The sequence below is a fragment of the Nonomuraea sp. NPDC049695 genome (assembly GCF_040674955.1).
In the GTDB taxonomy this organism is placed as follows: Bacteria; Actinomycetota; Actinomycetes; order Streptosporangiales; family Streptosporangiaceae; genus Nonomuraea; species Nonomuraea helvata.
Map to the genome: position 1 here is coordinate 71,821 of NZ_JBFANV010000032.1, position 23,588 is coordinate 95,408.

Annotated in this window: 24 protein-coding genes; 14 read left to right on the forward strand and 10 right to left on the reverse strand. The window is 71.3% G+C overall.

From position 1 onward, the window contains the following. The first annotated feature begins 79 nt into the window (after positions 1-79). Positions 80-463: a VOC family protein gene (locus AB0J64_RS26510; protein WP_364032004.1), complete on the forward strand. Its 384-nt coding sequence runs from the start codon at positions 80-82 to the stop codon at positions 461-463. A 62-nt stretch (positions 464-525) separates the two neighbouring features. On the opposite strand, the gene AB0J64_RS26515 is transcribed toward AB0J64_RS26510, so the two are convergent. Continuing rightward, the gene (locus tag AB0J64_RS26515) at positions 526-1,968 is read right to left on the reverse strand and encodes a hypothetical protein (RefSeq protein ID WP_364032007.1); all 1,443 of its coding nucleotides are present in this window, start codon (positions 1,966-1,968) and stop codon (positions 526-528) included. Positions 1,969-2,048: 80 nt separating this feature from the next. After that, complete coding sequence (locus AB0J64_RS26520; protein WP_364032010.1) at positions 2,049-2,618, reverse strand: TetR/AcrR family transcriptional regulator; 570 nt, start codon at positions 2,616-2,618, stop codon at positions 2,049-2,051. An 83-nt stretch (positions 2,619-2,701) separates the two neighbouring features. Here AB0J64_RS26520 and AB0J64_RS26525 point away from each other — a divergent pair, with 83 nt between their 5' ends. Next, positions 2,702-3,112, forward strand: a complete 411-nt coding sequence (locus tag AB0J64_RS26525) for an organic hydroperoxide resistance protein (protein ID WP_364032013.1) — start codon at positions 2,702-2,704, stop codon at positions 3,110-3,112. Between the two features lie 72 nt (positions 3,113-3,184). Continuing rightward, the gene (locus tag AB0J64_RS26530) at positions 3,185-3,382 is read left to right on the forward strand and encodes a hypothetical protein (RefSeq protein WP_364032016.1); all 198 of its coding nucleotides are present in this window, start codon (positions 3,185-3,187) and stop codon (positions 3,380-3,382) included. A 36-nt stretch (positions 3,383-3,418) separates the two neighbouring features. Here AB0J64_RS26530 and AB0J64_RS26535 read toward each other — a convergent pair whose 3' ends face one another. Beyond that, positions 3,419-4,192: a trypsin-like serine protease gene (locus AB0J64_RS26535; RefSeq protein WP_364032019.1), complete on the reverse strand. Its 774-nt coding sequence runs from the start codon at positions 4,190-4,192 to the stop codon at positions 3,419-3,421. A gap of 347 nt (positions 4,193-4,539) precedes the next feature. On the opposite strand from AB0J64_RS26535, the gene AB0J64_RS26540 reads away from it, so the two are divergent. After that, positions 4,540-5,544 carry a hypothetical protein gene (locus tag AB0J64_RS26540; RefSeq protein ID WP_364032022.1) on the forward strand — a complete coding sequence of 335 codons (1,005 nt, stop codon included), beginning with the start codon at positions 4,540-4,542 and terminating at the stop codon, positions 5,542-5,544. Here the strand turns inward: AB0J64_RS26540 and AB0J64_RS26545 are convergent. Beyond that, positions 5,539-6,663: an acyltransferase family protein gene (locus AB0J64_RS26545; protein WP_364032025.1), complete on the reverse strand. Its 1,125-nt coding sequence runs from the start codon at positions 6,661-6,663 to the stop codon at positions 5,539-5,541. The genes AB0J64_RS26540 and AB0J64_RS26545 overlap by 6 nt on opposite strands. Positions 6,664-6,783: 120 nt before the next feature. On the opposite strand from AB0J64_RS26545, the gene AB0J64_RS26550 reads away from it, so the two are divergent. The 3 genes from AB0J64_RS26550 to AB0J64_RS26560 are packed head-to-tail and all read left to right on the forward strand — an operon-like array spanning position 6,784 to position 9,229. Further along, positions 6,784-7,368: a hypothetical protein gene (locus tag AB0J64_RS26550; protein ID WP_364032028.1), complete on the forward strand. Its 585-nt coding sequence runs from the start codon at positions 6,784-6,786 to the stop codon at positions 7,366-7,368. Between the two features lie 23 nt (positions 7,369-7,391). After that, a complete protein-coding gene (locus tag AB0J64_RS26555; protein ID WP_364032030.1) occupies positions 7,392-8,564 on the forward strand; it encodes a histidine kinase in 1,173 nt (390 codons plus the stop codon). Beyond that, positions 8,561-9,229, forward strand: coding sequence for a response regulator transcription factor (locus AB0J64_RS26560; RefSeq protein WP_364032033.1), 669 nt, complete (start codon positions 8,561-8,563; stop codon positions 9,227-9,229). The genes AB0J64_RS26555 and AB0J64_RS26560 overlap by 4 nt, the downstream gene beginning before the upstream one ends. A gap of 24 nt (positions 9,230-9,253) precedes the next feature. Here the strand turns inward: AB0J64_RS26560 and AB0J64_RS26565 are convergent, their stop codons facing one another. Continuing rightward, positions 9,254-10,177: an NAD(P)H-binding protein gene (locus AB0J64_RS26565; RefSeq protein ID WP_364032036.1), complete on the reverse strand. Its 924-nt coding sequence runs from the start codon at positions 10,175-10,177 to the stop codon at positions 9,254-9,256. Positions 10,178-10,287: 110 nt separating this feature from the next. Continuing rightward, positions 10,288-11,166, reverse strand: a complete 879-nt coding sequence (locus AB0J64_RS26570) for a LysR family transcriptional regulator (protein WP_364032039.1) — start codon at positions 11,164-11,166, stop codon at positions 10,288-10,290. Between the two features lie 75 nt (positions 11,167-11,241). Here AB0J64_RS26570 and AB0J64_RS26575 point away from each other — a divergent pair, with 75 nt between their 5' ends. Further along, positions 11,242-11,964 (forward strand): hypothetical protein, encoded by a 723-nt coding sequence (locus AB0J64_RS26575; protein WP_364032042.1) that lies wholly within the window; start codon positions 11,242-11,244, stop codon positions 11,962-11,964. Between the two features lie 4 nt (positions 11,965-11,968). Here the strand turns inward: AB0J64_RS26575 and AB0J64_RS26580 are convergent, their stop codons facing one another. After that, positions 11,969-12,595, reverse strand: a complete 627-nt coding sequence (locus tag AB0J64_RS26580) for a GntR family transcriptional regulator (protein WP_364032045.1) — start codon at positions 12,593-12,595, stop codon at positions 11,969-11,971. 97 nt (positions 12,596-12,692) lie between these two features. Here AB0J64_RS26580 and AB0J64_RS26585 point away from each other — a divergent pair, with 97 nt between their 5' ends. From AB0J64_RS26585 to AB0J64_RS26600, 4 genes are all read left to right on the forward strand, one after another. Continuing rightward, entirely contained in the window at positions 12,693-14,012 is a 1,320-nt protein-coding gene (locus AB0J64_RS26585; protein ID WP_364032048.1) for an SLC13 family permease, read from the forward strand. Continuing rightward, on the forward strand, positions 14,009-15,175 hold the full coding sequence (locus AB0J64_RS26590; RefSeq protein ID WP_364032051.1) for a CoA transferase: 1,167 nt from the start codon (positions 14,009-14,011) through the stop codon (positions 15,173-15,175). The genes AB0J64_RS26585 and AB0J64_RS26590 overlap by 4 nt, the downstream gene beginning before the upstream one ends. Further along, positions 15,160-16,656 carry a carboxyl transferase domain-containing protein gene (locus tag AB0J64_RS26595; RefSeq protein ID WP_364032054.1) on the forward strand — a complete coding sequence of 499 codons (1,497 nt, stop codon included), beginning with the start codon at positions 15,160-15,162 and terminating at the stop codon, positions 16,654-16,656. The genes AB0J64_RS26590 and AB0J64_RS26595 overlap by 16 nt, the downstream gene beginning before the upstream one ends. A gap of 96 nt (positions 16,657-16,752) precedes the next feature. Next, positions 16,753-17,094 (forward strand): DUF1330 domain-containing protein, encoded by a 342-nt coding sequence (locus AB0J64_RS26600; RefSeq protein WP_364032057.1) that lies wholly within the window; start codon positions 16,753-16,755, stop codon positions 17,092-17,094. A 15-nt stretch (positions 17,095-17,109) separates the two neighbouring features. On the opposite strand, the gene AB0J64_RS26605 is transcribed toward AB0J64_RS26600, so the two are convergent. Then, entirely contained in the window at positions 17,110-17,976 is an 867-nt protein-coding gene (locus AB0J64_RS26605; protein WP_364032059.1) for an LLM class flavin-dependent oxidoreductase, read from the reverse strand. A 373-nt stretch (positions 17,977-18,349) separates the two neighbouring features. Between AB0J64_RS26605 and AB0J64_RS26610 the strand changes: the two genes are divergently transcribed. Beyond that, positions 18,350-19,756, forward strand: coding sequence for a hypothetical protein (locus AB0J64_RS26610; RefSeq protein ID WP_364032062.1), 1,407 nt, complete (start codon positions 18,350-18,352; stop codon positions 19,754-19,756). A 6-nt stretch (positions 19,757-19,762) separates the two neighbouring features. Next, positions 19,763-20,038, forward strand: a complete 276-nt coding sequence (locus tag AB0J64_RS26615) for a protealysin inhibitor emfourin (RefSeq protein WP_364032065.1) — start codon at positions 19,763-19,765, stop codon at positions 20,036-20,038. Positions 20,039-20,074: 36 nt separating this feature from the next. On the opposite strand, the gene AB0J64_RS26620 is transcribed toward AB0J64_RS26615, so the two are convergent. Together AB0J64_RS26620 and AB0J64_RS26625 are read right to left on the reverse strand one after the other, a co-directional pair. Further along, on the reverse strand, positions 20,075-22,198 hold the full coding sequence (locus AB0J64_RS26620; RefSeq protein ID WP_364032068.1) for an NACHT domain-containing protein: 2,124 nt from the start codon (positions 22,196-22,198) through the stop codon (positions 20,075-20,077). Between the two features lie 36 nt (positions 22,199-22,234). Further along, positions 22,235-23,491: a YcaO-like family protein gene (locus AB0J64_RS26625; RefSeq protein WP_364032071.1), complete on the reverse strand. Its 1,257-nt coding sequence runs from the start codon at positions 23,489-23,491 to the stop codon at positions 22,235-22,237. Between the last annotated feature and the right edge of the window lie 97 nt (positions 23,492-23,588).

The window sequence follows — 23,588 nt, forward strand, 5'->3', positions numbered from 1 at the left end:
CTGGGTGTCAATACCGTCGCGGCACGACCGATTCCGGAGCGCAGTGGTGGCGGTCGGGGGACGGTGACAGTATGTGATCATGGCGCGCATCCACGACATCGTCATCGACTGCCGGCATCCCGCCTCTCTCGCCCGTTTCTGGGCGCAGGCGCTCGAGGGCTACCAGGTGGCCCCGTACGACGAGGCCGAGCTGGCGCGCCTGCGGAGCAACGGCATCGACGATCCCGAGGACGATCCGAGCGTGCTGGTGGAGGCCGGGCCCGGGGTCAGGCCGCGCTTCTTCTTCACGCTCGTGCCCGAGCCCAAGGTGGTCAAGAACCGCCTGCATCTCGACCTCACGGCCGACGACACGGAGGCGGAGGTGCGCAGGCTGGCCGGGCTGGGCGCACGCGTGCTGGCCGAGCACGACGCGTGGGTGACCATGGCCGATCCCGAGGGCAACGAGTTCTGCGTCATGCGCTGAGGCCGCATCGAGCGCATGCGCGCCGTCGCGCCCCTGGCCGGCTGAGAGCCCGAGTGTCGAGTTCAGCAGCCGGTGCCTCCGGTGACGGGGTTGAAACCGAAGACATAGCCGGTGTCGCCGCCGCCGTAGACGCAGGCGCGGGCGGGGCTGTAGGCGTAGCCGTAGTTGTGGGTGTCTCCGCCGTTGACGTTCCAATGTGAGAGAGGGTTGGGAAAACCGGGAAGATCACCTGATCGCTCGCACGCGGTCGCATAGGTCCAGCTGTAACAGACTGTCTGTCCGAGGTATGTGCGATCTTCGGTGTAGAAGGGGAAGTAGGTGCGAAGGTCGTCGCTCAGCTTGATGGTCAACGGCTGGAACACCACGCTGCGGGCGCCTCCGGCGGGGAACACCTCGCTCAGGCCGAGCGGCGGGGGCGCCCCGTTGCCGGTCCCGTCGTAGCAGTTCACGATGGGCGGAGCGGGGGTCTTGTTGCCGGCGATCGTGCAGACCCCTGGCTGGACGGTGCCATCCGGGCTGTAGCGCGGGAAGATGGCCAGGATGCGGTAGGCATCACGGTACTGGACGAATACGGGTGTCCAACCTGTACAGGGGACGTTGAAAGCCGGGTCGAAGCAGGTCAGCGTCACCGGGTGCGGCCAGGTGGTCCGGGCGCGGTCGGAGCCGTCGGAGGTGATGTAGATCTTGCCGTCGATCACCGAGGTGGTGCCGCGGTAGTCGCTGGGGCCCAGAAACGCTCTGTCGTTGTTGGGCGGGGTGTTGCCGGCGAACGGCTGGCCGGGGCAGGCGCCCCCGACGGTGATGCGGTAGCACAGTTGCCGGCCGTCGGTGGCTGTGCCGTACAGGGAGTCACCCACCTGCACGAAGCCGGTCAGGCCGTTGACATTGCTCACTCCTGGGATGTCGGTCTTCGGCGCCAACGGCGTGTAGCCGCAGTTGGTCTGCGACTGCATGTTCAGGCACCCCACCCCGACGGAGCCGTTGGGGAAGCCGGCAACCGGCTCCACGGTCACAACGGGGTAGCGCACCACCCGCGAGTCGAGTCCATCGGTCACGAACTGCGGGAGCTGCGTCGTGGCCAGCAGATAACTGGTTTCGCTCCCCAGAGGGCCAGTGCCGATGCTGAGCCGCTTGGGCCACTCCGTGAAATTCCCGTTCGCGTCCCCGCACAGCTCTCCGGAGGACACGATCACGCAACTCACTTTGGGCGCCTGGAAGTTCTTGGCGTGATGGGCGATGAACCACGCCTGCGGGATCGAACCGGTGTCCGGCGTGGTCGTGTACAGGATCGGGGTGAACCCGTCCAGGCCGCCGGTCGACGCCCCGTCGGGCGGCAACGCGGCGGCCCGAAGAGCCGGCCGTGCCGGGGCTGCCGGACGATCGGCTGCCTGCACCGGGACCGCCGTCACGGCGGCGGTCAGCAGGGCGATCCCGCAGAGCCGCCACCACCGGCCGCGGTGACCAAGGCCGGCTCCGCCGCGCGGCTTGACAGCTGTGATCTGCATGATCGGACTTCTCTCCCGATCATGCGGCCGTCAAGACCAAGAGACGGACAGCCGCCTGTCAAAGATCGCCGCCGCTGGCCTCATCCGATCGCTCTGGCGAGGGCTTCCATGACGGCGGCGCGGACCGTGGCGGGGTCGTCGAGGTCGAAGCCGACCACGAGCCCGTCCCGCAGCAGCAGGAGGATGTCGGCGGTCCGCTCCGCGTCGGGGTGGCCGTCGGCTGCCAGCAGGTCGCGGTACACCTCGCGGTTCCAGCGGCGGTGATCGGCGATGGCCTGCCGTACGGGATGGGCCGGATCGGGATATTCGGCCGCCGTGTTGACGAAGGGGCAGCCGCGGTAGCCGGGACCGGCGCCGAAGTCGCACATGAAAGCGAAGATGCCCTGCAGCTGCTCGCGCGGCGAGCCGGCACGCATCCCGGCGACCAGGGTGCGCTGCAGTGAGCTCTGCTCCTCCACATAGGCGCGGACCAGGTCGTCCTTGCTCGGGAAGTGGTGATAGAAGGTCGCCTTGGCGACGCCCGCCTCGGCGATGATCCGGTCGATCCCGACCGAGTGGACGCCCTCCGCGTAGAACAGGCGCGTCGCGGTCTCCAGGACGCGGGTGCGCGCCGAGCCGGGGCGGCTGCCTTTCAACGTTTCTGCGCTCACGAGTTGACGATACCAGACAGATCTGTCTAGTCTTCTCTCGTTGGCAGACAGACAGGTCTGTCTAGAACAAAGGGGCAATGGACATGAGCATCTACACCGCCATCGCGACCTCCGCCGGGCGTGACCGCCGCGCGGTCACCTCGGACGGCAAGCTGGACGTCAAGCTGGGGCTGCAGAAGGAGCTCGGCGGCGACGGCGAGGGCACCAACCCCGAGCAGCTCTTCGCCGCCGGTTACGCCGCCTGCTTCGCCTCGGCGATGCGGCTGGTGGCCTCGAGCAAGGGTCTCGACGTCTCGGACGCGTCGGTCACGGCCGAGATCGGCCTCTCGCCCAACGGCAAGGGCGGATTCCAGCTCGACGCCACGCTCCGGGTGGAGCTGCCCGACACCCTCTCGCCGGAGGCGGCCCGCGAGCTCGTCGAGGCCACCCACCAGGTGTGCCCGTACTCCAACGCCACCCGGGGCAACATCCCGGTCAACCTGGTCATCGAGTAGGCCGGGCCGGCCGGGGGAATGCGGGCGTGCTCGTGACCCGGCCTTGGTCTCCGGATCAGTACGCTCCCGACCGTGGCGGATGACAAGAGCCGGGGCAGACGGCGGATCAGCATTGACGCGGCGGGCATCGAGCGGCGCAGGACGGCGATCCAGACGCTCGTCGATCAGGTGCCGCAGCCCAGGGCCGATCAGGTGACGGCGCCCGTTCCCGTGGCCGGCGCGGGCCCGGACGACGTGGAATCGCCTCGCTCGCCCGCGCAGGACGGCTGAGCGCGATCCCCGTGCCGGGCGCTCGCGTGGACGGGGTCAGGGCAGGGTGACGTACTTGCCGAGGAAGTGCCGGGCCGTGGCGCTGTCCAGGCGGTAGTCGTAGTTCGTCGCCTTGCAGGCGTCGTCGGCACCGCTGATCGTGGTGGCCACGAGGAGGTGCGAGTCAGGTCCGCCCAGGAAGTTGGGTCCGCCCGAGTCACCGAAGCAGGTGCTCCCGTCGCCCTTGGCGGACAGGGAGAGGTCAAGCCACCTGCGCGACAGGCCCTTGAAGGAAATGGTGGCCTGGTGGCGCGCGTCGGTGTACTTGAATTGCTGGTGACGCCCCTTCTTTACCGGGAGCAGCGAGCCGTATCCGACAGGAGTGAAACCTGCGGACTTAAGGGATTTGTTGGCCTTGAGTTGGTCGAGCAGCCCGGCAGTCGGCAGCTGAGCGGGCGTGATGCCCGGGATGGGCGTTTTGAAGACCACGACGGCCATGTCGTGGTTGCTGGACTTCCCGTTGTAGCGCGGGTCGGCGATGTAACGGCCGGTGTAGACGGGCGTCCCGGGCTTGTACTGGCTGGCGAAGGTGACCCGGGCGGTCTTGAGCTTGTGCCCCCCGCAGTGGGCGGCGGTGAGGAAGACCGTCGGCGAGATGAGCGTGCCCGTGCAGTACGTCCATGTGCCGTCCTCGTACTGCTTCTTGGCGACGAGAGCCCCTACTTCAGGGTGCGTCCCACCGTCGGCCGAGCCGTTCGTGATGGCCACCGCGGGCGTCGCGCTGAACGCGAGCGACGCAGCGGCAATCAGGGCAAAAGGGACATAACGCATCCATGAAGTTTAGAGGGCGATACCTCGCAAATGACACATATGAGTAAAAAATCTACTTACGACCTGTCAGAGCGCCGTGACAGGTCGCATGAAGGACGGGCGTCGAGGGAAAACGACCCTCCGTTTATGCCGGGATGATGGCATCGAACTCGAGGTGCTGGTTGTCCTGCCGGTCGGGGCCGAAGCGGTCGGGGCCGAAGCGGTCGGGGTCGGGAAACGGGCGGCGTCGCGGCTGCAGGCGGCGAGCACCAGGCTGTACTGGGCCGCAAGAGGCCGCCAAGCGCGCGCCAAGTCGTGGGGAAGAGACGTGCCGCACGCTGTCTCCCGAAGGATGGGAGGGAGACACCATGATGATCACCGAAGGTCGTTCGCCGACGCTCGTCACCGTGCCCGCGGAGGTCCGGCAGGTGCTGGACCGCTCGCTCGTCTGCGAGTACACCTCGCTGACCCGCGCCGGACGCCCGGTGACCTGGCCGGTCACGCCGTACGCCGGCCGGGACGGGACGCTCGACGTCACGACCGGCCTGTCCTACCCCGACAAGGCCGAACGCGCCCGCCGGGACCCGCGCGTGGCGCTGCTGTACTCCGACCCCACGGGCAGCGGCCTCGAGCGGCCGCCCATGGTGCTCGTCCAGGGCCGGGCCACCGTACGCGACGCCGACCTGCAGGGCAACACCGACCGGTACGTACGCGAGTCGATGGCCAAGACCCCGGGCGCGTTCGACGGCCTGCCCTGGTTCCTGATCAAGCGGTTCGCCTGGTACTTCGCCCGCATCTACATCGAGGTGACACCCGAGCGCGTCACCTGGTGGCCCGAGGGCGACCTCGCCCGCGAGCCCCGCACCTGGACCCGCCTGGGAGAGGCGGCCTTCCCTCGGTCCGACCTGCCGCCGTCGGGGCCGCGACTGCCGAGCCGATCGGTCCCGCCGGCCGACTGGCGGCCCCACGCCGACCGGGCGCTGCGCCTCGGCGTCCCCGTCGTGTCGACGGTGGCCGACGGGCTCCCGCTGCCGGTGCGCGCCCGGTCCGCCGTCCGCACCGAACGCGGCTTCGACCTGCTGCTGCCCGCCGGAGTGACGGTCGTGCCCGGGCCGGTATGCCTGACGTTCCACCGGTATTCGGAGACCGGCGGGCAGGAGCACGTCATGCTGGTGGGACGGGGGAGCGGCGCGGGCGACCGGCTGGAGGTCGAGGTGGAGCGGGCGCTCAACGACTGGAGTCTGGCCGGCAGCAACCGGGACCGCGCCCGGTCGTTCCTCCGGCAGAGGAAGGAGCTGAAGAAGCGGGTCAGGCTGGAGGCGGCCCGCCGCGACCAGGCGGTGCCGAAGATCCGCAGGTACGCGGCGTCATGAGTGCTCCGTGGCGCGGCCGGCCAGACGCCTGCCGAGGCGCTGGGCCGGGGCCTCGATCAGGTGGTAGGTGAGGAGGCTGAGCGGGATCAGGGCCAGGTAGAACAGCGCCAGGTGCGGGACCACGTGCAGCAGGATCGGGTGCAGCAGGTAGAGGGAGAAGCTGATCACGCCGAGGCCCGTCAGCCAGCGCGGGAAGGCCCGTCGGCGCAGCGCGAACGCCAGCGCGAACGCGCCGTACGCCAGGACGATCGCCGGCGCCCAGGCCGGATCGTCCTTGGCGGGGACCCCGCACGCCAGCACCACCGCCACCGCGGCCGCGGCCGTGCGCCAGGAGATCGCTCCCTGCTCGGCGCGGTGCACCGCCGTTCCCGCGAACATCGTGGCCAGGATGATCACACCCTGCCAGGTGCCGGCCCGGCTGCCCAGGACCACCAGCGCGAGCCCGAGGAGACCGCCCGCGACCGCGGCCGCCGTACGTGCCCTGCCGCGCCCCAGCGCGGTCACCGCGACGGCCGCGACGACCGCGAGGGCGAGCAGCGCGGCGGCCAGGTCGGCCCGGCCGCCGATCGTCGCCCCCGGCAGCAGCAGCCCCAGGGGCACGGCGGCCAGCGCCAGTGCGATGGCGATCCCCGCCGACCTGTGCGCCTGGCGGGTCTCGAACAGCGCGACGCTCATCAGGTAGAACGCCATCTCGTACGAGAGCGTCCACGTCACGTTGACGACGGCCGGCAGGTTGAGCAGTTCCTGCAGCATCGTCAGGTTGCCGAGCGCCACCACGGGCAGAGGGCGCTCGCCGAGCGTCGGCTCGAGGGGGAACACGCCCGCGAGAGCGAGGACGAGCGCGAGCCCGCAGGCGGCGAGCAGCAGGGGGAGGAGGCGGAAGGCCCGGCCGGTCCAGAAGGCGCGCAGGTCGCCGCGCCGTTCCAGGGAGGCGGGGATGATGTAGCCGCTGACCAGGAAGAACACGAACACGCCCCACGTGCCGAGATCGATCCGGCGGTCCACTTCCGTCCAGAGGGCCGGAACGAAGGTCCAGCCGGCGTGGTGCATGGTGACGGCCAGCGCTGCCGGCCCCCGCAGGGCGTCCAACCAGGCCAGCCGGGCGGGGGCGGGGAACATTCGTCGGATTCTAGGCCATAAGACCGGTACTACCGATTCGTACTCACTCTTGAGAGTGAGCCCCGGAATCGCCCCTACCGGCGATGCCCGCCACCCCCGGCGAGCCGGAGAATTTCCGCCATGAACTCCCGTTTCTCCTTCATCGCCGCGCCCGTCCTCGTGTTCGCCTACGGTGCGATCCGCATCCTCGACGGTCTCGACGGCAGTCGCGGGCCCGGCCTCGCGTGGACCACCGGCCATCTCGCGTTCATGGCGGCTCTCGTCCTGTTCGTCCACATCTTCTGGCAGATGCGGCGGATGGCCGGCGGAAACACCCTGGCCACGGTGAGCGCGGTGGTCGGGACCGCGGGCGTCGTGGCGCTGCTCGCGCAGTTCGGCATCGACATCGCGGTCGGGTTCCTGTCCGCCGACCACGCCGCCATGAGCGGCCTGTTCGAGCAGGTCAAGGAGGTCCCGGGGGTGTCGTTCGTGGTCTACGACGCCGTGCCGATCCTCTTCTACGTCGGCCAGCTGGCCCTCGTCGGGCAGCTCGCGGTCATGCGCCGGGTCAAGGCGTGGACGCCCGCATTGGTGCTGGCCTACCTCGTCCTGCCGTTCATCGACCTGGACCTCATCCCGCTCGGGTCCGTCTGCCTGCTCATCTCCTTCATCCCGCTCGCCCGGGCGGCCGGCACCGCGCCCAGGCCCGCCGCCGCCCTCGCGTGACAAGGAAGGCAGGATTGGGCCTTGTGTCTGATCTGAGGTTCTTGGCGCCGGTCCGGCGGTGGTCGAGCGCGTTGCCGCCGATCTGGCTGGACGCCGCGCTGGCCGGCCTGGTGCTGGTCGTGCAGATGTGGCCGCTCCTGACCCGCGACAACCCCAGCGGCGGTCCCTGGCACTGGTGGGGCTACGTCGTCGTGGTCGCCGCCACGGTGCCGCTGGTCTGGCGGCGGCGCGCGCCCGTGACCGTCCTGGTGGTCAGCCTCGGCGTGGGCGCGTGCTACGACGCCGTGGACGCCGTGGCCGCCCAGCCCATCTGGTACGGCGCGCTGATAGCGCTCTACACCGTGGCCGCCCACTCCGCCAGATGGCCGAGACGGATCATGATCGCCTTCGCGGTCGGCGGCGGCCTGCTCCTGGTGGGCTCGTACGAGACCGCGATGCGCGGAGTCGTGCTCTTCGTCGCCGCGTACGCCATCGGCCGGGCCGCCGCCGTCTCCCGCGCCCACGCCGCCGCCCTGGAGGAACGGGCCGCCAAGCTGGCCCGCGAACGCGAGGCCGAGGCCGAGCGGGCCGCCGAACGCGAGCGGGCCAGGATCGCCCGCGACATGCATGACATCCTGGCCCACGCGGTCAGCCTCATGGTGGTCCAGGCCGAGGCGGGACCGGTGGTGGTCAGGAACGACCCGGCCAGGGCGGAGGCGGCCTTCGACGCGATCGCCGCCGCGGGCCGCGACGCCATGGTCCAGCTCCGGCGGCTGCTGAACGTCCTCAAGAAGGAGGAGGGCCCGCGTGCGCCACAGCCGACGATCGCCGCGGTCGCCGACCTGGTGGACCAGGTCAGGGCCGCCGGGCTCGACGTGGCATACTCCACCTCCGGCGAACCCGGGCCGTTGCCTCCCGACGCGGAGGTCGCAGCGTACCGGATAGCCCAGGAAGCCCTCACCAACATCGTCAAACACGCGGGCGCCACCCGCGCCGACATCAGACTCGCCTGGCAGGACGGCACCCTCATGATCGACATCACCGACAACGGCGGCGGCTCCGCGTCCTCGCTGCCCTCGGGCGGCAACGGGCTGATCGGCATCCGCGAGCGGGCCGCGGCCTGCGGCGGCACCGCCGACATCGGCCGGCGCACCGACGGGCCGGGCTTCCGGGTCCTCGTACGGCTGCCCGTGACCGGCCGGGCGGTGGCGGCGTGAGCGTGCGCATCGTGGTCGCCGACGACCAGGAGCTCGTACGCGCCGGGTTCAGCATGATCCTCGGCGCGCAGCCGGACTTCGAGGTCGTCGCCGAGGCGGGCGACGGCGCCCAGGCCGTCGCGGCGGTCCGCGACCATGCTCCCGACCTGCTCCTGCTCGACATCCGCATGCCTGTCATGGACGGGATCGAGGCGGCCAGGATCGTGTGCGCGGAGAGCGGCTGCCGCGTCCTCATGCTGACCACGTTCGACCTGGACGACTACGTCTACGACGCGCTGCGCGCGGGGGCGAGCGGGTTCCTGCTCAAGGACGTCCGCCGCGACGACCTCGTCCACGCCGTACGGGTGGTGGCCGCCGGCGAGTCGCTGCTCGCGCCGTCGGTGACCACGAAGCTGATCGCCGAGTTCACCTCCAGGGCGGCCGCCCGGCCCGCCGCGCCGCCGTCCGAGCGGCTCGCCGTGCTCACGGCACGCGAGCAGGAGACGCTGCGGATGATCGCCCGCGGCCTGTCCAACGCCGAGATCGCGCAGACCATGGTGGTCAGCGAGCACACGGTGAAGACGCACGTCAGCAACGTGCTGACCAAGCTCGGGCTGCGCGACCGCGCCCAGGCGGTGATCGCCGCCTACGAGACCGGCCTGATCGTCCCCGGCGACGCACACTGACGCACCCGCCTGGGCCGGCGGCGATCAGCTGGGGCCGTAGAGAGCCGCATGGCCCGCGACGAAGTCCCTGACGCCGGTCGCCGGGCGGCCGATGACCGTCTCGACGTCGTCGGTGAGGCGGGCGTAGCGGCCCCGCGCGTGGAGCCGCGCCATCGTGGCGATGTGGTCGGCGAGGTGTTCCGGCAGCTTCGCCTTGCGGAGATCCTGCTCGAGCCACCGCTCCAGCGGCACGTCCACATAGGTGATGCGCCGCCCCAGGGCCTCGGAGAACTCCGCCGCCATGGCGTTCATGTCCTCCGAGCGCGGCCCGGTCAGCTCGTACACCTTGCCGAGGTGCGGAGCCGGGTCGGCGAGGACGGTCGAGGCCACGTCCGCCACGTCGCCCGCCGCGACCGGTGACGTGCGCGCCGGCCCGAACGGCAGGCGGATCTCGCCGTTCTCGGCGATGGAGGCGGCGGCGAACAGGGTGAAGAACGGATGCTCGAGGAACACAGTGGGCCGCAGGACGACGAGAGGCAGCCCGGACCACACGAGAGCCTGCTCGGCGAGCCAGTGCAGCCGCTGCTGGCGGGACTCCTCCGTGCTCGTGGTGGTCATCCCTGAGACGGTCATCTGCGAGAGGTTGACGAACGCCTCGATGCCCCGGCTCTCGCGTGCCACGGTGGCCATGGTGAGGGCGGCCTCCAGGTAGGACGGGGAGACGCTCATGCTGAAGAACACCCGGCTCACGCCGTCCACGGCGGGGACGACGTCGGCGGCGCGTGTCATGTCGGCGACGACGACCTCGGCGCCGGTGGCCCGCAGCGCCTCGGCGCGCTCGTCCTCGCGATGGACCAGCGCCCGGACCGGGAGATCCTGACGCCGCAGCGTCTCCACGACGGTCCGGCCGACCGCTCCCACGCTGCCGGCGGCGCCCGTGACCAGGATCAATGGGCTCACCTCACTCATCCCCGCCCAACGTAGCGGCGCGGCACTTCACCGCGCGTCGCCGGCCCCGGTCCCTGTACCGCCTGTTTGCCCGCCCATGAAGTGCCGGCCACCAGGCGAGGCGGACGGGCTCAGGGCTGGAGCAGGCGGGCGCAGGCGGCGGCGGGACCGGTGAGGCTGCCGTGCACCAGTTCGGTGCGGTGCACCGGAGCCGGGGCGGCGAGGCGTACCGCGGCCACGTCAGGCCGGTCGCGGGCCACCGACTCGGGCAGCAGCGCGAGCCCGGCGCCGGCGGCCACCAGCGCCAGCAGCACGGACAGCTCCGCGCCGTCGTACCCGAAGGCGGAACGGAAGCCGTCGGCGCGGGCCACCGCCCGGAGCTGAGCGAGCGGGGTGGCGGCATCAGGGGCGTCGATCCACCAGGCGTCCGCGAGGTCGTCCAGGTGCAGGGTGGCTCGACCGGCCAGGGGATGGCCGGCCGGGAGCGCGACCGCGAGCGGGCTCTCGCCGACCACGGCGGTGGTCAGCGCGCCGGCATCGCTCAACCGCAGCGGGTCGCTGGGCGCCGTCACGCCGTCGACCAGGCCGAGGTCCAGCTCGCCGCGGGCGACGCCGGTGACGACCTCTTCGCGCCCGAGCACCGACAGCGCGACCGACACGCGCGGCATCGATTGCCGCACCCGCACGAGCGCCTCGGCGAGGCGGCCGCTGTCCGCCAGCGGCGACGCGCCCGCCCGCAGGTGGGCGGGCGGCGCGCCGGAAGCCCGGCGGATGTCGGCGCGCGCCGCGTCCAGGCGCAGCAGGATCGGCGCGGCGTGCTCCAGCAGCCGGCGGCCGGCGTCGGTGGGCGTCACCGGCCGCCGGCTCAGCAGCGGCACGCCGAGGTCGGCCTCAAGGGCCGCGATCTGCTGGGACACCGCGGACTGGGTGTACCCCAGCTCCTCGGCGGCGGTGGAGAAGGACGCGCAGCGGGCCACGGTCACGAACGTCCGGATCAGGTGAGGGTCCACGGCATCAGTATCGCTAATGGACTGAGGAGAAACAGTCGTTGGCCTTATCGGCGCTGTGTCACGAGGATGAGAGCCATGCCTGAGACTCGCACCGCGCGGGTGGCCCTCGTGGGGGACCGCTCGCCACACGTACGCTCGCACACCCGCATCCCCCACCTCATCGAGACGTTGCGCGCCCACGACGGGCTGGCACTGGACGCGTACTGGATGGCCACCGACGACGTGCCGGACACCGGCGTCGAGGGCTTCGACGGGGTGTGGGTGCTGCCCGGCACCCCGTACCGCAGCGAGGCGGGGGCGCTGTCCGCGCTCCGCACCGCCCGCGAGCGCGGTGTCCCGCTGCTCGGCACCTGCGGCGGGTTCCAGCACGCCCTGCTGGAGTACGCGCGCCACGTCTGCGGCATCGCCGGAGCGAGCAACGCGGAGACCACGCCGGACGCCGACCAGCAGATCGTCGTGCCGCTGGCCTGCTCGCTGGTCGGCCACGAGGGCGTGGTGCTGGTCGAGCCCGGCTCGAGGGTGGAGCAGATCCTCGGCACCGAGCGCTCCGTCGAGCGCTACCACTGCGCGTACGGCATGAACGCCTCGTACGCCGACACGCTCCGCGCGCACGGGATGCGCTTCACCGGCCACGACGACGAGGGCGAGATCCGCGTCGCGGAGCTACCGGAGCACCCCTTCTACCTGGTGACGCTCTTCCAGCCGGAGCTGGCAGGGGACGGCGACCTGTGCCACCCCATCGTGCGGGCGTTCGCGGCGGCGGCCGTCGCGCACGCCGCCCGCGGCGCCACCGTCTGAACGCTCACGGCTGGAGCAGGTGGGCGCAGGCGGCAGCGGCGGCGTCGGCGTCACCGACCACGACGGCCCGGGCGAGAGCCGCCAGGCGGTCGGCCGGGATCCGGGCGTCGTCCAGGGGCGCGGACCCGGCCAGCAGATCGTCGAGGTCGGCCAGCAAGCTGTCGCCCGCCAGCCTGCGCACGCACGGCCAGGTGTCGGAGAAGCGGACCGGGCGGCCGTCAGCGTCGAGCAGGGCGAGCCGGAGGCTGCGGTCGGGATGTGCCGCCGCACTGCGCGCCAGCCCCGACATGACGGCCTCCCTGGCCCGCGCGATCTCCCCCCGGTCCCGCCCCACCAGGAATAAGGACAGGTCCGGTCGCGCCTCCTCGGCGGCCGGCGCGAGCACCACGGCCCCGTTGCCGTGCTGAACCTCCACCTTGCCCTGGACCTCGAGCGCCACCAGGGCGCGGCTCAGGGTGGCCCGGCTGACGCCGAGCTCCGCGGCCAGGCGTCGCTCGGGCGGCAGGCGGTCGCCGGGGGAGAGCCCCTGAGCCTCGATGAAGCGCGCGATGTGCTCGGCCAGCTGCACATACAGGCGGGGGCGCTCCAGCCGCTCGGGGGCCACGGAGCTCTGGGGGCGCTTCTTGGTCACGGCGACAGTCTATTGACATACGGCGCAGTGGAGCAGAGGCTAGGCCAATCCGGAAATCCCCCCGTAACCGGACTGTCACTGACCCGAGGAGTCGCCGATGTCGGCGGAAGTCATTGCGTTGATCGTGCTGGTGCTGGTCTTCCTGATAGCCACGGTCCGCTCCATCAACATGGGCGCGCTCGCGCTCGTGGCCGCCTTCGTCGTGGGCACCGCCGTGTTCGGTGTGAAGGTCACCGACGTGCTCGGCGGGTTCCCGGCGAACCTGTTCGTCATCCTGGTCGGCGTCACGTACCTGTTCGCGCTGGCCAAGAACAACGGCACCGTGGACTGGATCGTGCACCGGGCCGTGATCGCGGTGCGCGGCCGCGTCGCGCTGATGCCGTGGGTGATGTTCGTGGTGTGCGCCGCGATCACGGCGATCGGCGCCGCCAGCCCGGCCGCGGTCGCCATCGTGGCCCCTGTGGCGATGGGCTTCGCGGCCCGCTACCGGATCAACCCGGTGATGATGGGCCTGATGGTGGTCCAGGGCGCCACCGGCGGAAGCTTCTCGCCGATCGGCATCTTCGGCGCGATCACCAACGGCGTGGTGGACAAGAGCCACCTGCCGGGCAACCCGGCCGTGCTCTTCTTCAGCGCGATGGGCGCGTGCGCCCTGATCAGCCTGATCGGCTTCCTCACCCTGGGCGGCGCGAAGCTGCTGCGTCGCGACCGCGAGTCCCCGAAGGTGCCCGCGATGGCGCCCGCGGGGGTGGGCGTAGGGGTCGGCGGGTCCGCCGGTGACAGCGAACCGGAGCCCGCCGGCGACGACCTGCCCCGCCTCGACGCGCAGCGCTCCCTCACGCTGGTCGGCCTGGCCGTGCTCGCCGTGGGCGCGCTCGTCTTCGACCTCGACATCGGCTTCCTGGCGCTGGCGGTGGCGGTCGTGCTCACGTTGATCTTCCCCTCCGCGGCCCGCGGCACCGTCGACAAGATCAGCTGGGGTACGGTGCTCCTGGTCGGCGGCATCGTCACCTACGTCTCGCTGCTCGAGGACCAGGGCACGGTGAAGTGGCTCGGCGACGGGGTGGCCCACGTCGGCACCCCGCTGCTCGCCGCGTTCCTGATCTGCCTGATCGGCGCCGTGGTCTCCGCCTTCGCCTCGACGACCGGCATCCTCGGGGCGCTCATCCCGCTCGCCGTGCCGTTCCTGCAGACCGGGCAGGTCGGCGCCGTCGGCCTGGTCACGGCGCTGGCGATCTCCGCCTCGGTGGTCGACTGCAGCCCGTTCTCGACCAACGGCGCACTGGTCGTCGCGAACGCCGACGCCGACGAACGCGACAACGTGTTCAAACGCCTGATGACGTGGGGTATGACCATCATGGTCGTCGCGCCGGTGCTGTGCTGGGCGATCCTCGTCGTGCCTGGGAGTCTGTCATGAGCGGGCCGCTTGCGGGTTACGTCGTCGTCGACCTGACCAGGGCGCTCGCCGGGCCGCACGCCGCGATGATGCTCGGTGACCTGGGCGCCCGCGTGATCAAGGTGGAGCAGCCGGGGAGCGGCGACGACACCCGCGGCTGGGGGCCGCCGTTCGCCGGGTCTGAGTCGACGTACTTCCTGTCGTGCAACCGCAACAAGCAGTCGATCGCCCTGGACCTGAAGGACGACGCGGGCCGGGCGACCCTCGAGGCGCTGATCCGCAAGGCGGACGTGCTGCTGGAGAACTTCCGCGCCGGCGTGCTCGACCGGCTCGGCTTCACCACCACCCGCCTGCTCGAGCTCAACCCGCGGCTGGTGGTGCTGTCCATCACCGGTTTCGGGCACGACGGTCCCGAGGCGGGACGGGCCGGCTACGACCAGATCGCCCAGGGCGAGGCCGGCCTGATGTCGCTCACCGGGTCGGGACCGGATGACCCGCAGCGGGTCGGCGTGCCGATCGGTGACCTGCTGGCCGGCATGTACGGAGCGTACGGCGTGGTGTCGGCGCTGCTCGAGCGCGAGCGGACCGGGCGCGGCCAGGTGGTGCGGACCTCGCTGCTTGCCTCGATCGTCGGCGTGCACGCCTTCCAGGGCACGCGCTGGACCGTGGCCGGCGAGGTCGGGCGGGCGCAGGGCAACCATCATCCGTCCATCGCCCCGTACGGGCTGTTCCGCTGCGAGGGCGGCCAGGTGCAGATCGCGGTCGGGAGCGAGAGCCTGTGGCGGCGCTTCTGCGCCGAATTCGGCCTGGACCCGCAGGAGCCGGGCCTGGCCACGAACGCCGAGCGGGTGGCGGCCGGCGGCCGGCTGGTCGAGCGGGTCGAAGCCGTCTTCGCCGCCTTCGGCCCGGACGAACTGCTGGAGCGGCTGGCTGCCGCGGGCGTGCCCGCCGGCCGGGTGCGCACCCTCGACGAGGTGTACGGCTGGCCGCAGACCCGCTCGCAGGGCCTGCTCATCGACGTCGAGCACGAGAGCATCGGCGAGGTCACGCTGCCGGGGCCGCCGCTGCGGTTCTTCGACCCCACGGGGCCGGACGGCGAGGTCGAGACCACCCGGGCCGATCACGCCCCGCCTCCCGTGCTGAACGCCGACGAGGAGGAGATCCGCGCATGGCTGGCCGGCTGACGGCGCTCGAACTCGTCGAACTCGCGCTCGACGACGGCTCGTTCCGCAGCTGGGACGAGCCGCTCGGCCCGGCGAGCGACCCCGACGTGGCCGCGGCCAGACGGCGCACGGGCCTGGACGAGGCGGTGATCACGGGCGAGGGGCTGCTGCGCGGCCGCCGGGTCGCCGTCGTCGCCTGCGAGTTCGGCTTCCTCGCCGGATCCATCGGGGTCGCCGCCGCGGAACGCATGGTGGCGGCCGTGGAACGGGCGACCGGAGAGCGGCTCCCGCTGCTCGCCGCGCCCGCCTCGGGCGGCACGAGGATGCAGGAGGGCACGGTGGCGTTCCTGCAGATGGTGAAGATCTCGGCCGCGGTCGCGCAGCACAAGGCCGCGGGCCTGCCGTACCTGGTCTACCTGCGTAACCCGACCTTCGGCGGCGTGCTCGCCTCGTGGGGCTCGCTCGGCCACGTCACGGCCGCGGAGCCCGGCGCGATGATCGGCTTTCTCGGCCCGCGCGTCTACCAGGCCCTGTACGGCGAGGCGTTTCCGGAGGGAGTCCAGGTCGCCGAGAACCTGTACCGGCACGGCCTGGTCGACGCCGTGCTGCCGCCGCAGGCGCTGGCCGGCATCGCCGACCGGGCGCTGCGCATCCTGCTGGCCCCGCCCGCGGAGCCGGCCTGGGACGAGACTCCGTCCGAGGGACGGCTGCCGGACGTGCCCGCCTGGGAGTCGATCACGCGCTCCAGGCGGCCCGACCGGCCCGGCGTCAGGCAGCTGCTCCGCTACGCCGCCTCGGACGTGCTGCCGCTGAGCGGGACCGGCGCGGGGGAGCGGGACCCGGGCCTCTACCTGGCGCTGGCCCGCTTCGGCGGCGTCTCCTGCGTGCTGCTCGGCCAGGACCGCCGCACCCAGGCGGAGGTGGGGCCGATGGGGCCCGCGGCCCTGCGCGCGGCCAGGCGCGGCCTTCGGCTGGCCCGCGAGCTGGACCTGCCGCTCGTCACCGTCATCGACACCCCCGGCGCGGCGCTCAGCGCGGAGGCGGAGGAGGGCGGGCTGGCCGGCGAGATCGCCCGATGCCTGTCCGAACTCGTCACCCTCGAAGCGCCGACGCTGTCGGTGATCCTCGGTCAGGGGTGCGGCGGCGGCGCGCTCGCGCTCATCCCGTGCGACCGGGTCCTCGTCGCCCAGCACGGCTGGCTGTCCCCGCTGCCGCCCGAGGGCGCCAGCGCCATCGTGCACCGCGATGTCGAGCACGCGCCGCAGCTGGCCGCCGCGCAGGGCGTCCGCTCCGCCGACCTGGTCGCCGGCGGCATCGCCGACCGGATCGTCGCCGAACGCCCGGACGCGGCCGAGGAGCCGCAGGCGTTCTGCCGCCGCGTCGGGCGCGAGCTGGAGCGCGAACTCCTCGCCATGGTGCACACCCGGCGTCCCGAACTGCTCGCGAGGCGCCTGCGTCGATACCGGGCCCTCGGCACCGCACTCGACGGCGAGGTCGCGTGACGCGCTACCTCTGAGGTAATCGACTCGATTACGTCATGACGGCAGCATGGTCATCGAGGCCGCCGGACGGCGGCCCGGCTGACGAAGGAGCAAGCCATGACCGCGTACGCCCTCGCCCACCTGCTTCCCGCGGAGCCGCACGAGGAGGTGTACGAGTACATGGAGCGCATCCAGGCCACGCTGGACCCGTTCGGTGGCCGGTTCGTGGTGCACGGGGCGCCCGTGGAGGTGCGCGAGGGCGAGTGGCCCGGCGCCCTGGTGATCATCGAGTTTCCGTCGATCGAGCAGGCCCGCGCGTGGTACGACTCGCCCGCCTATCAGGACATCCGGCGCCTGCGTGCGGACCACATCCCCGGTGACCTGGTGCTGGTCGACGGAGTTGAGCCCGACCACGACTCGGCGGCGATGGCGGCCGAAATGCGGGCCAACGGGGTCTGAGCCCGTGTGCCGCTCTCAAGGCCTGCGGCCCGCCCGGTCCAGGGCGTCCACCAGCAGGCTGATCTGCTCGAACTCTCTCGAGCACGGGAGCAGCACCAGATCGTCGGCCCCGGCCTCGGCGACGCGGTCGATCTCCGCGCGCAGGTGATCGACATCGGTCACCACGTCGTGACGGACCTGGGGATACAGGTCGCCGTAGTAGCGCGCGATGTACGCGTCGGCGGTCTCCGCCGCGCCGAGCCCCAGGCAGAAGTAGCGCTCCACGACGATCCGCGGCCGTCCCCGGCGCCCGGCCTGCGCCCACTCCCGGCGTACGGCGTTGACGCCCCTTTTCAGGAGTTGCAGCCCGAAGGACGGCGCGACCCAGCCGTCGGACAGGGTGGCGGCCCGGGTGAAGGCGGCGGGCACGAAGCCGGCGAGCAGGAGCTGCGGGCGGGCCGGGGGCAGTGCGGGGATGGAGCCGGCCGGGCCGGTCACCTCGCCGCGCCACACTGTGCGCATCGTGGCCAGGGTCGCCTCGAGCGCCGCGCCCCGGCCGGTCATCGGCACGTCGCTGACCGCGTAGTCCTCCGCCCAGCCGCCCATGCCGAGCCCCACGGTCAGCCGCCCGCCGGAGAGCCGTTCGAGCGAGTGGATCTGCTTGGCCAGGACGACGGGGTTGCCGCGGTAGCCGGCGTTGAGCACGGTGGTCACCAGCTCGACGCGTTCGGTACGGGCCGCCGCGGCGGCCAGCGCCATCAGGGGGTCCAGGTTGTCGTACACCAGCCGATCGAACGCGCCCAGCGATCGGAAGCCGCGAAGCTCGCTCTCCGCCGCCCATGGCCCGATGGACCTGGCGTCGGCTCCCGGCACGGCTGACGGCAGTCCGATTCCGATCCGCACGGCTTCACCGATGGCCGCTCAGGTTTGCGTTCATGCAGGTCAACCTAACCGGGAAGGAACAGGCGAGCCCTGAACGAAACGCTCATGCGCGATGAACGATCGCCGCGGCCCAGCGGAAACCTTTGAACTCCCATGTGCCAGTGCTTATCCGATGCTGGGGAAGATTCGAGAAGCGCGTCTGAGATTGTCGCTATCCATTTGGAATGTTTGCGAACTTCTCCGTGAATGCGCGTGGGTAGGCATCAACTTTCGTCACAGGCGCCGGAGGGCTCATCATCCGAGTCCTTGCGCGCATATGGGGAGAAAATCGATGATTGTTCAGGAACTCAGGGAAAAAGACGTCCCTGAATACCGTGAAGTCACGGGAGCAGCCGTGGCCGACTACACGAAGCGGCTGCTCCAGCCGCCCTTCACCATGGAGGCGGCGCCCATTCCGGGCCCGCTCCCGCCCCCGATCCCGATTCCGGTCCCACCGATCGTCGGGCCCCGGATCCTCATCTACAAGCAGGACCCCACCGTCGCCGAGCTGGGCGTCAGGGGGATCTTCATCCCCAGCCCGGTGCTCAACGGGCCCACCGACGCCCGCATCACCACGGAGCTGACCGGCACCACACCGGTGGCACGCAACATCAACGGCGACTTCATCTTCGTCCCCAACTCACCGGAGTTCGACTGCGCGCACACGTACGCGGTCGTCCGGGAGACGATGATGATGTACGAGCGCCACAACGGCGGCACGCCCATTCCGTTCGCCTGGAACACCGGCGGGAACATCGAGCGGCTGACCGTCTTCCCGCGCGCCGGGGCCGGCGCCAACGCGTTCTACAGCAGGACGGCCAAGGCGCTGAAGTTCCTCTACTTCGCCCCGACCGGCTCCTCGCAGCAGGTCTTCACCTGCCGCTCGCTGGACATCGTCGCCCACGAGACCGGGCACGCGATCCTCGACGGCCTCAAGCCGGGCTGGCTCAGCGCGGGGAACCCGCCGCAGACCGGTGGCCTGCACGAGTCGTTCGGCGACCTGACCGCCATCTTCCTGGCGCTGTCGATGCCGGACCAGGCCGAGGCGCTCGTCGCGCTCACCAAGGCCAACCTGCACGCCAGGTCCTTCCTGTCGAGCCTGGCCGAGCAGTTCGGGCAGGCGCTCGGCATGCCGTTCGGGCTGCGCAACGCCGACAACGACCTCAAGCTGAGCGATGTCGGCAACGAGGTGCACGCCGTCTCGCAGGTCTTCACCGGCGGCATCTACGACGTGCTCGCCGACATCTACGCGCACGAATGCATCAAGCAGGACAAGCTCAAGAGCCCAACCATGATCCTCATGGAGGTCGCGGACAGGCTGTGCAAGCTGCTGTTCGACGCCATCGTGAAGGCGCCCGCGACCGGGGCCACGTACACCGACGTCGTCAACCAGATGCTGCAGATCTCGGCCGCCCAGGGCGACCCCGTCATCTACCGGACGTTCATCCGCAACCGGTTCGCCTTCCGCGAGGTGGTCACCTCGCCCACGCCGTTCACCGAGATGCTCTCCGGCAAGATGGACCTCAAGAACGCCGACTACACCGGCGACGGCAAGACCGCGAAGGACGTCACCAGCGTGAAGCCGGCCGACACGTCGTCCGCCAGCCTGCGCGCCGTCCAGGACCGGTCGATGTGCTGCGGCACGATGCAACTGCCCGAGTTCCAGATCATCGACAAGGACAAGCTGACCACCACCGGCAACCTGGGCGACGACGACATCCTGGCCGCTCAGCTGGCCGCACTCAAGAAAGCCTTCAAGTAACCGCCCATGCGTGTGAAGATCGAGAGCACCGGCGGCTTCGCCGGCATAGAGCAGACCGTCGCCGCGTACGACACCGACGACCTCCCCGAACAGGAGGCCGCCAAGGTGTACGACGCGCTGTCCGCGATCGAGGCCGCCATGGCCCAGGAGCCCGGTGAGGTGGGCGCCGACCTGATGACCTACCGGATCACCGTCGGCGACGGTCTCGGCAAGGTCTACACGGTGCCCGAAGACCCTCCGCCCAGCCTGGCGGGGCCCTTGACCGCACTGCTGCGCCAGTGACCCTTCACGCGAGGCGCCTGACCCGGCAACCCCGGTTCAGGCGCCGCCTCCCGGTGAGGCGCCCCGCTCCCGCGCGAGATGTTGCTGCAGCTCGATATGCCTGAACTGGTAGTACGGCCCCTCGGTGCGCAGCAGGCCCAGGCGATGGGCGTCGTCCAGGAAGTCCATGGCCCGCAGAGGCAGCCTTCCCTTGGTGGCCAGGCGGGGGATCGTCAGCTTGTAGGCCAGCCAGGCGTGGTGGCGGCCCACCATGACCCCGAACAGCAGGCCCAGCGCCAGGCCGACCAGGATCGACATGTCCCAGGGGATCCCCGAATACCGCAGGACGCCCGCGGTGGCGATCCCGACTGCGAGCCCGCCGAGGATCCTGATGGCGGTCAGGTTCCTGTCGGCCTGCCAGGTCGAGCGCGGGGACCTCGCCGTCAGGTCGGCGGTGGGACTCTCGACCCAGCGGATCAAGCTGTGTAGGGCGACGAATCCGACGAAGGACAGCAAACCGATTTGCGCCGAGGATATCGGGGCATATTCCTGCGCCTTACTCGCCCTACTCGCGTAGGGCATGAGCCACCCGACGATGGCCCCCAGGGCTCCGACGATCAGCCCGTCCCAGAGAGCGGGAAAGAGTTCGGCTAGCCTGCCGCGCAGGTGGAAGTCGGCGTGGCCGGGCGACTCGGTGAACCAGGAACCGATCAAGGTTTCGACCACGAGCGCGGAGAACAGCCCGATCACCGCGCCGAGGCCAGGGTCCCCTGTGAGCAGTCCGAAGGCCAGCCAGACCACGGCCCCGATCGCGATGGCGGCCCCGGTCCGGACCGTGCGGCTGGACGCGTAGCGGGCCAGATGCCACCACGCCACGTCGCGCGGGTCCTCCTCGTTGCGCGCTAGCTGGCGGGACAGGTACGTGAGCCAGCGGTCGACCTGCTTCGCCGTCCACGCGTGTTGCGGCCGGAACGGCTGGGGTGGGCCGTCGGCGGGCGTGCGGGTGCTCACCAGGGCGGGGATGAGCTGGTCGTACAGATGGTCGTGCAGTTCGGCCGCGCTGCCGCGTCCGAGCTCCAGCAGCGGACTCGGATCCACCCGCGGGCCGATGTAGGTGGCGCGGACCAGCCAGAGCCCCAGAGACGTCGAAGTGACTTCGGACAGGGCGGGAGCGGCGCCCTTACGCAGCTCCTCCAGGACGTGGGGCCAGACGGAATGGGGCACCGGCGGCAGGCAGGCCTCCAGGTAGTCGGCCGCCGCGGCGGGGGACATGGGCTGCGGCTCGATGACCGCCGCCGCCGTGAGGGCGTCGCCGATCTCCTCGACGGACTCGGCGAACTGCTCCGTACGGCAGGTGAGGATGAGCTGGTCGGTCTCGTACATCGACCGGTTCAGCGCGGTCAGCATGTCCGCGCGGGCGGTGTCGGGCAGCTCGTCCAGCCCGTCGATGACGGGCAGCACCTCGCCTCGGGCCACGAGCGTGTCCGGCATGTCCACGCCGAGGCCCTCGGTGCACAGCGCCGGATAGTCCATCGCCAAACTCGCGGCCAGCCAGTCCTGCAGCCGCCGATGGACGCGGTCGTCCCAGCGCGCGGCCGACAGCAGCACCGGGATGGGCTCCTCCGGCTCCCGTGTGCGCAGGAGTTCGAGCATGAGCTGCATCGCCAGGGTCGTCTTCCCGGTGCCCGGACCGCCCAGGATGACCAGCCGGCGACAAGGCAGGGCGCGGAAGTTACGTGCCATGTCCGCGATGTGCACGTCCGAGCCAGGGAAGGCCTCGGTGTCCTTGGCGATGATCTCGGGGCGGTCGGCCAGCTCACGGCGCGTGGCCGAGCGCCAGGGCAGCGGCATGGGCTCGGGATCGCCCAGCGAGCGCAGGACCGTCTCGTCGCGCCATCGCTGGGTCACCAGCCCCCCGAGGACGTCCTTCGCGGTGGCGACGTCGGCGGACGTGGGCGCGGCCGCGGCCGCGCCAAGCTTGCGCCACCAGGACAGGAACTGCACCAGGTGGTTACCCAGCACTACCGTGCTCGTCACAGCCGCCAGGAGCGTCGCGCATCCGGCCGCTACCCCCCATTCCTTCGCCTTGGACAGGAAGAATGTGGCCAGGGCCAGGAGCAGGACTACCAGCACTACCGACGTCTTCGCTTTTCGGTTCTGCTGCCAGTATCGTGCCGACATGAAAACCTCCCGCGTAAGGTCGATGAACCGGAAACCTTATTGAGGGGACCGTCGATCGGGCGGTATTGATTCGAGCATCTTCCCGGCCGCGGCGGCCAGCCCCCTGCGGCCAGGCAGGACCAGGTTGCCGTCCGTGACGAGCATGAACCGCTCCAGGCCTGGCACGATCACATGCACGGCGGTGACCCCACCAGGCAGCGCGCGCACCTTACGGTGGTAGGCCGTATGGCCCCGCGCGGCCAGCATCGCGGCCACCTTCCGCAACTGGCCGGACGGCGGCGCGGCCGGCTCGGCGGTCCGGGGGAAGGGGACCACGTGCGCCTCGCGCAGGGGGCCGGTGAGATCGAACCGGCCGCACGCGTGCAGCGCTGGGTACGCCGCCAGCCCGGCCAGATCCCTCCGCGCAGGGACTCCCGGGAGGCGCCCGCCGAGGGTGGTCTGGACGAGTTCGGTGAGCGCCCGCCAGGCGGCGTAGGCCGGGCTCAGCGAGGTCCCCGCGCCGCGCCGGTGCGGATGGCGGGAGGTGGGGGCCGTGTACGCCAGCATGGTCGGCACCCCCACGTCGCTGGTGATGTCCAGCAGGTGGACCGGTGATCCGGTCACTTCCCCCGCCGTCGCGTGCGCTCGCGCCAGGCCGTACGGGAGCGTCTCCGGGTCGATCAGCCTGGGCCGGAAGCCGTCCCCGGCGAGGAAGGCCCGCGCCAGGAGCAGGGACAGGCAGTCCCGCTCGATCGCCTCGTTGAGGGCGTGCAGCAGCGCCTCGGCGGCGGTGACGCCGGTGGCCGAGCCGCTGTTGCAGCTGTAGCGCATGAGGTGGGCGTAGTCGCAGTCGTCCCCGGCCACTTCGCGCAGCCGTACGGCGTCCGTCTCCACGTACCACGGGGCGGACAGGAACAGCGGCACCAGCGTCTCCCGTCTCCCGCCGAGGGCGCGATAGCGCAGGCAGGCCATCCGCCGCCCCGGCATCCGGCCCAGCAGCAGGGCGCAGGCGTCCTCGCGCAGCGGTCCTGCGGCGATCCCGGCGGGCAGGGCCGGCTCCACGGCGGTGGGGTCGAACCCGGCCGGGCCGGTGAGGTAGTGCTCGACGGCCTCGAACAGCGCGCCCACGCGGGCCTCCGCCGGGCGTCCCTTGCCCATCCCGCACGCGACCGGCGGGCCCTCTGGCGTGCCGTCGAGCAGCTCGCACCACCAGGCGGTCGGATCGCGGCCCGGGCTCACGTCCACGGACTCCGCCCGCAGCCCAAGGGCGGCCAGTGCCGCCGCCGCGCGCCTTCCGGCCTCGCGCAGCGGCACTGCCCGCTCCACTTCACCGCATGGATGCCGGTACCGGCCGAGGTTCGCCATCGTTGGTGATCAGCAGTTCTTCGAGTCGGTCCAGCTCGGCCTGGGT

Excerpts from the sequence above, each read along its gene's own strand:
- AB0J64_RS26585 (WP_364032048.1), top strand. The coding sequence starts at position 12,693 with ATGTCGGCGGAAGTCATTGCGTTGATCGTGCTGGTGCTGGTCTTCCTG.
- AB0J64_RS26615 (WP_364032065.1), top strand. The coding sequence starts at position 19,763 with ATGCGTGTGAAGATCGAGAGCACCGGCGGCTTCGCCGGCATAGAGCAG.
- AB0J64_RS26525 (WP_364032013.1), top strand. The coding sequence starts at position 2,702 with ATGAGCATCTACACCGCCATCGCGACCTCCGCCGGGCGTGACCGCCGC.
- AB0J64_RS26565 (WP_364032036.1), bottom strand. The coding sequence starts at position 10,177 with ATGAGTGAGGTGAGCCCATTGATCCTGGTCACGGGCGCCGCCGGCAGC.
- AB0J64_RS26600 (WP_364032057.1), top strand. The coding sequence starts at position 16,753 with ATGACCGCGTACGCCCTCGCCCACCTGCTTCCCGCGGAGCCGCACGAG.
- AB0J64_RS26540 (WP_364032022.1), top strand. The coding sequence starts at position 4,540 with ATGATGATCACCGAAGGTCGTTCGCCGACGCTCGTCACCGTGCCCGCG.
- AB0J64_RS26595 (WP_364032054.1), top strand. The coding sequence starts at position 15,160 with ATGGCTGGCCGGCTGACGGCGCTCGAACTCGTCGAACTCGCGCTCGAC.
- AB0J64_RS26550 (WP_364032028.1), top strand. The coding sequence starts at position 6,784 with ATGAACTCCCGTTTCTCCTTCATCGCCGCGCCCGTCCTCGTGTTCGCC.
- AB0J64_RS26510 (WP_364032004.1), top strand. The coding sequence starts at position 80 with ATGGCGCGCATCCACGACATCGTCATCGACTGCCGGCATCCCGCCTCT.
- AB0J64_RS26515 (WP_364032007.1), bottom strand. The coding sequence starts at position 1,968 with ATGCAGATCACAGCTGTCAAGCCGCGCGGCGGAGCCGGCCTTGGTCAC.
- AB0J64_RS26575 (WP_364032042.1), top strand. The coding sequence starts at position 11,242 with ATGCCTGAGACTCGCACCGCGCGGGTGGCCCTCGTGGGGGACCGCTCG.
- AB0J64_RS26590 (WP_364032051.1), top strand. The coding sequence starts at position 14,009 with ATGAGCGGGCCGCTTGCGGGTTACGTCGTCGTCGACCTGACCAGGGCG.
- AB0J64_RS26535 (WP_364032019.1), bottom strand. The coding sequence starts at position 4,192 with ATGCGTTATGTCCCTTTTGCCCTGATTGCCGCTGCGTCGCTCGCGTTC.
- AB0J64_RS26620 (WP_364032068.1), bottom strand. The coding sequence starts at position 22,198 with ATGTCGGCACGATACTGGCAGCAGAACCGAAAAGCGAAGACGTCGGTA.
- AB0J64_RS26545 (WP_364032025.1), bottom strand. The coding sequence starts at position 6,663 with ATGTTCCCCGCCCCCGCCCGGCTGGCCTGGTTGGACGCCCTGCGGGGG.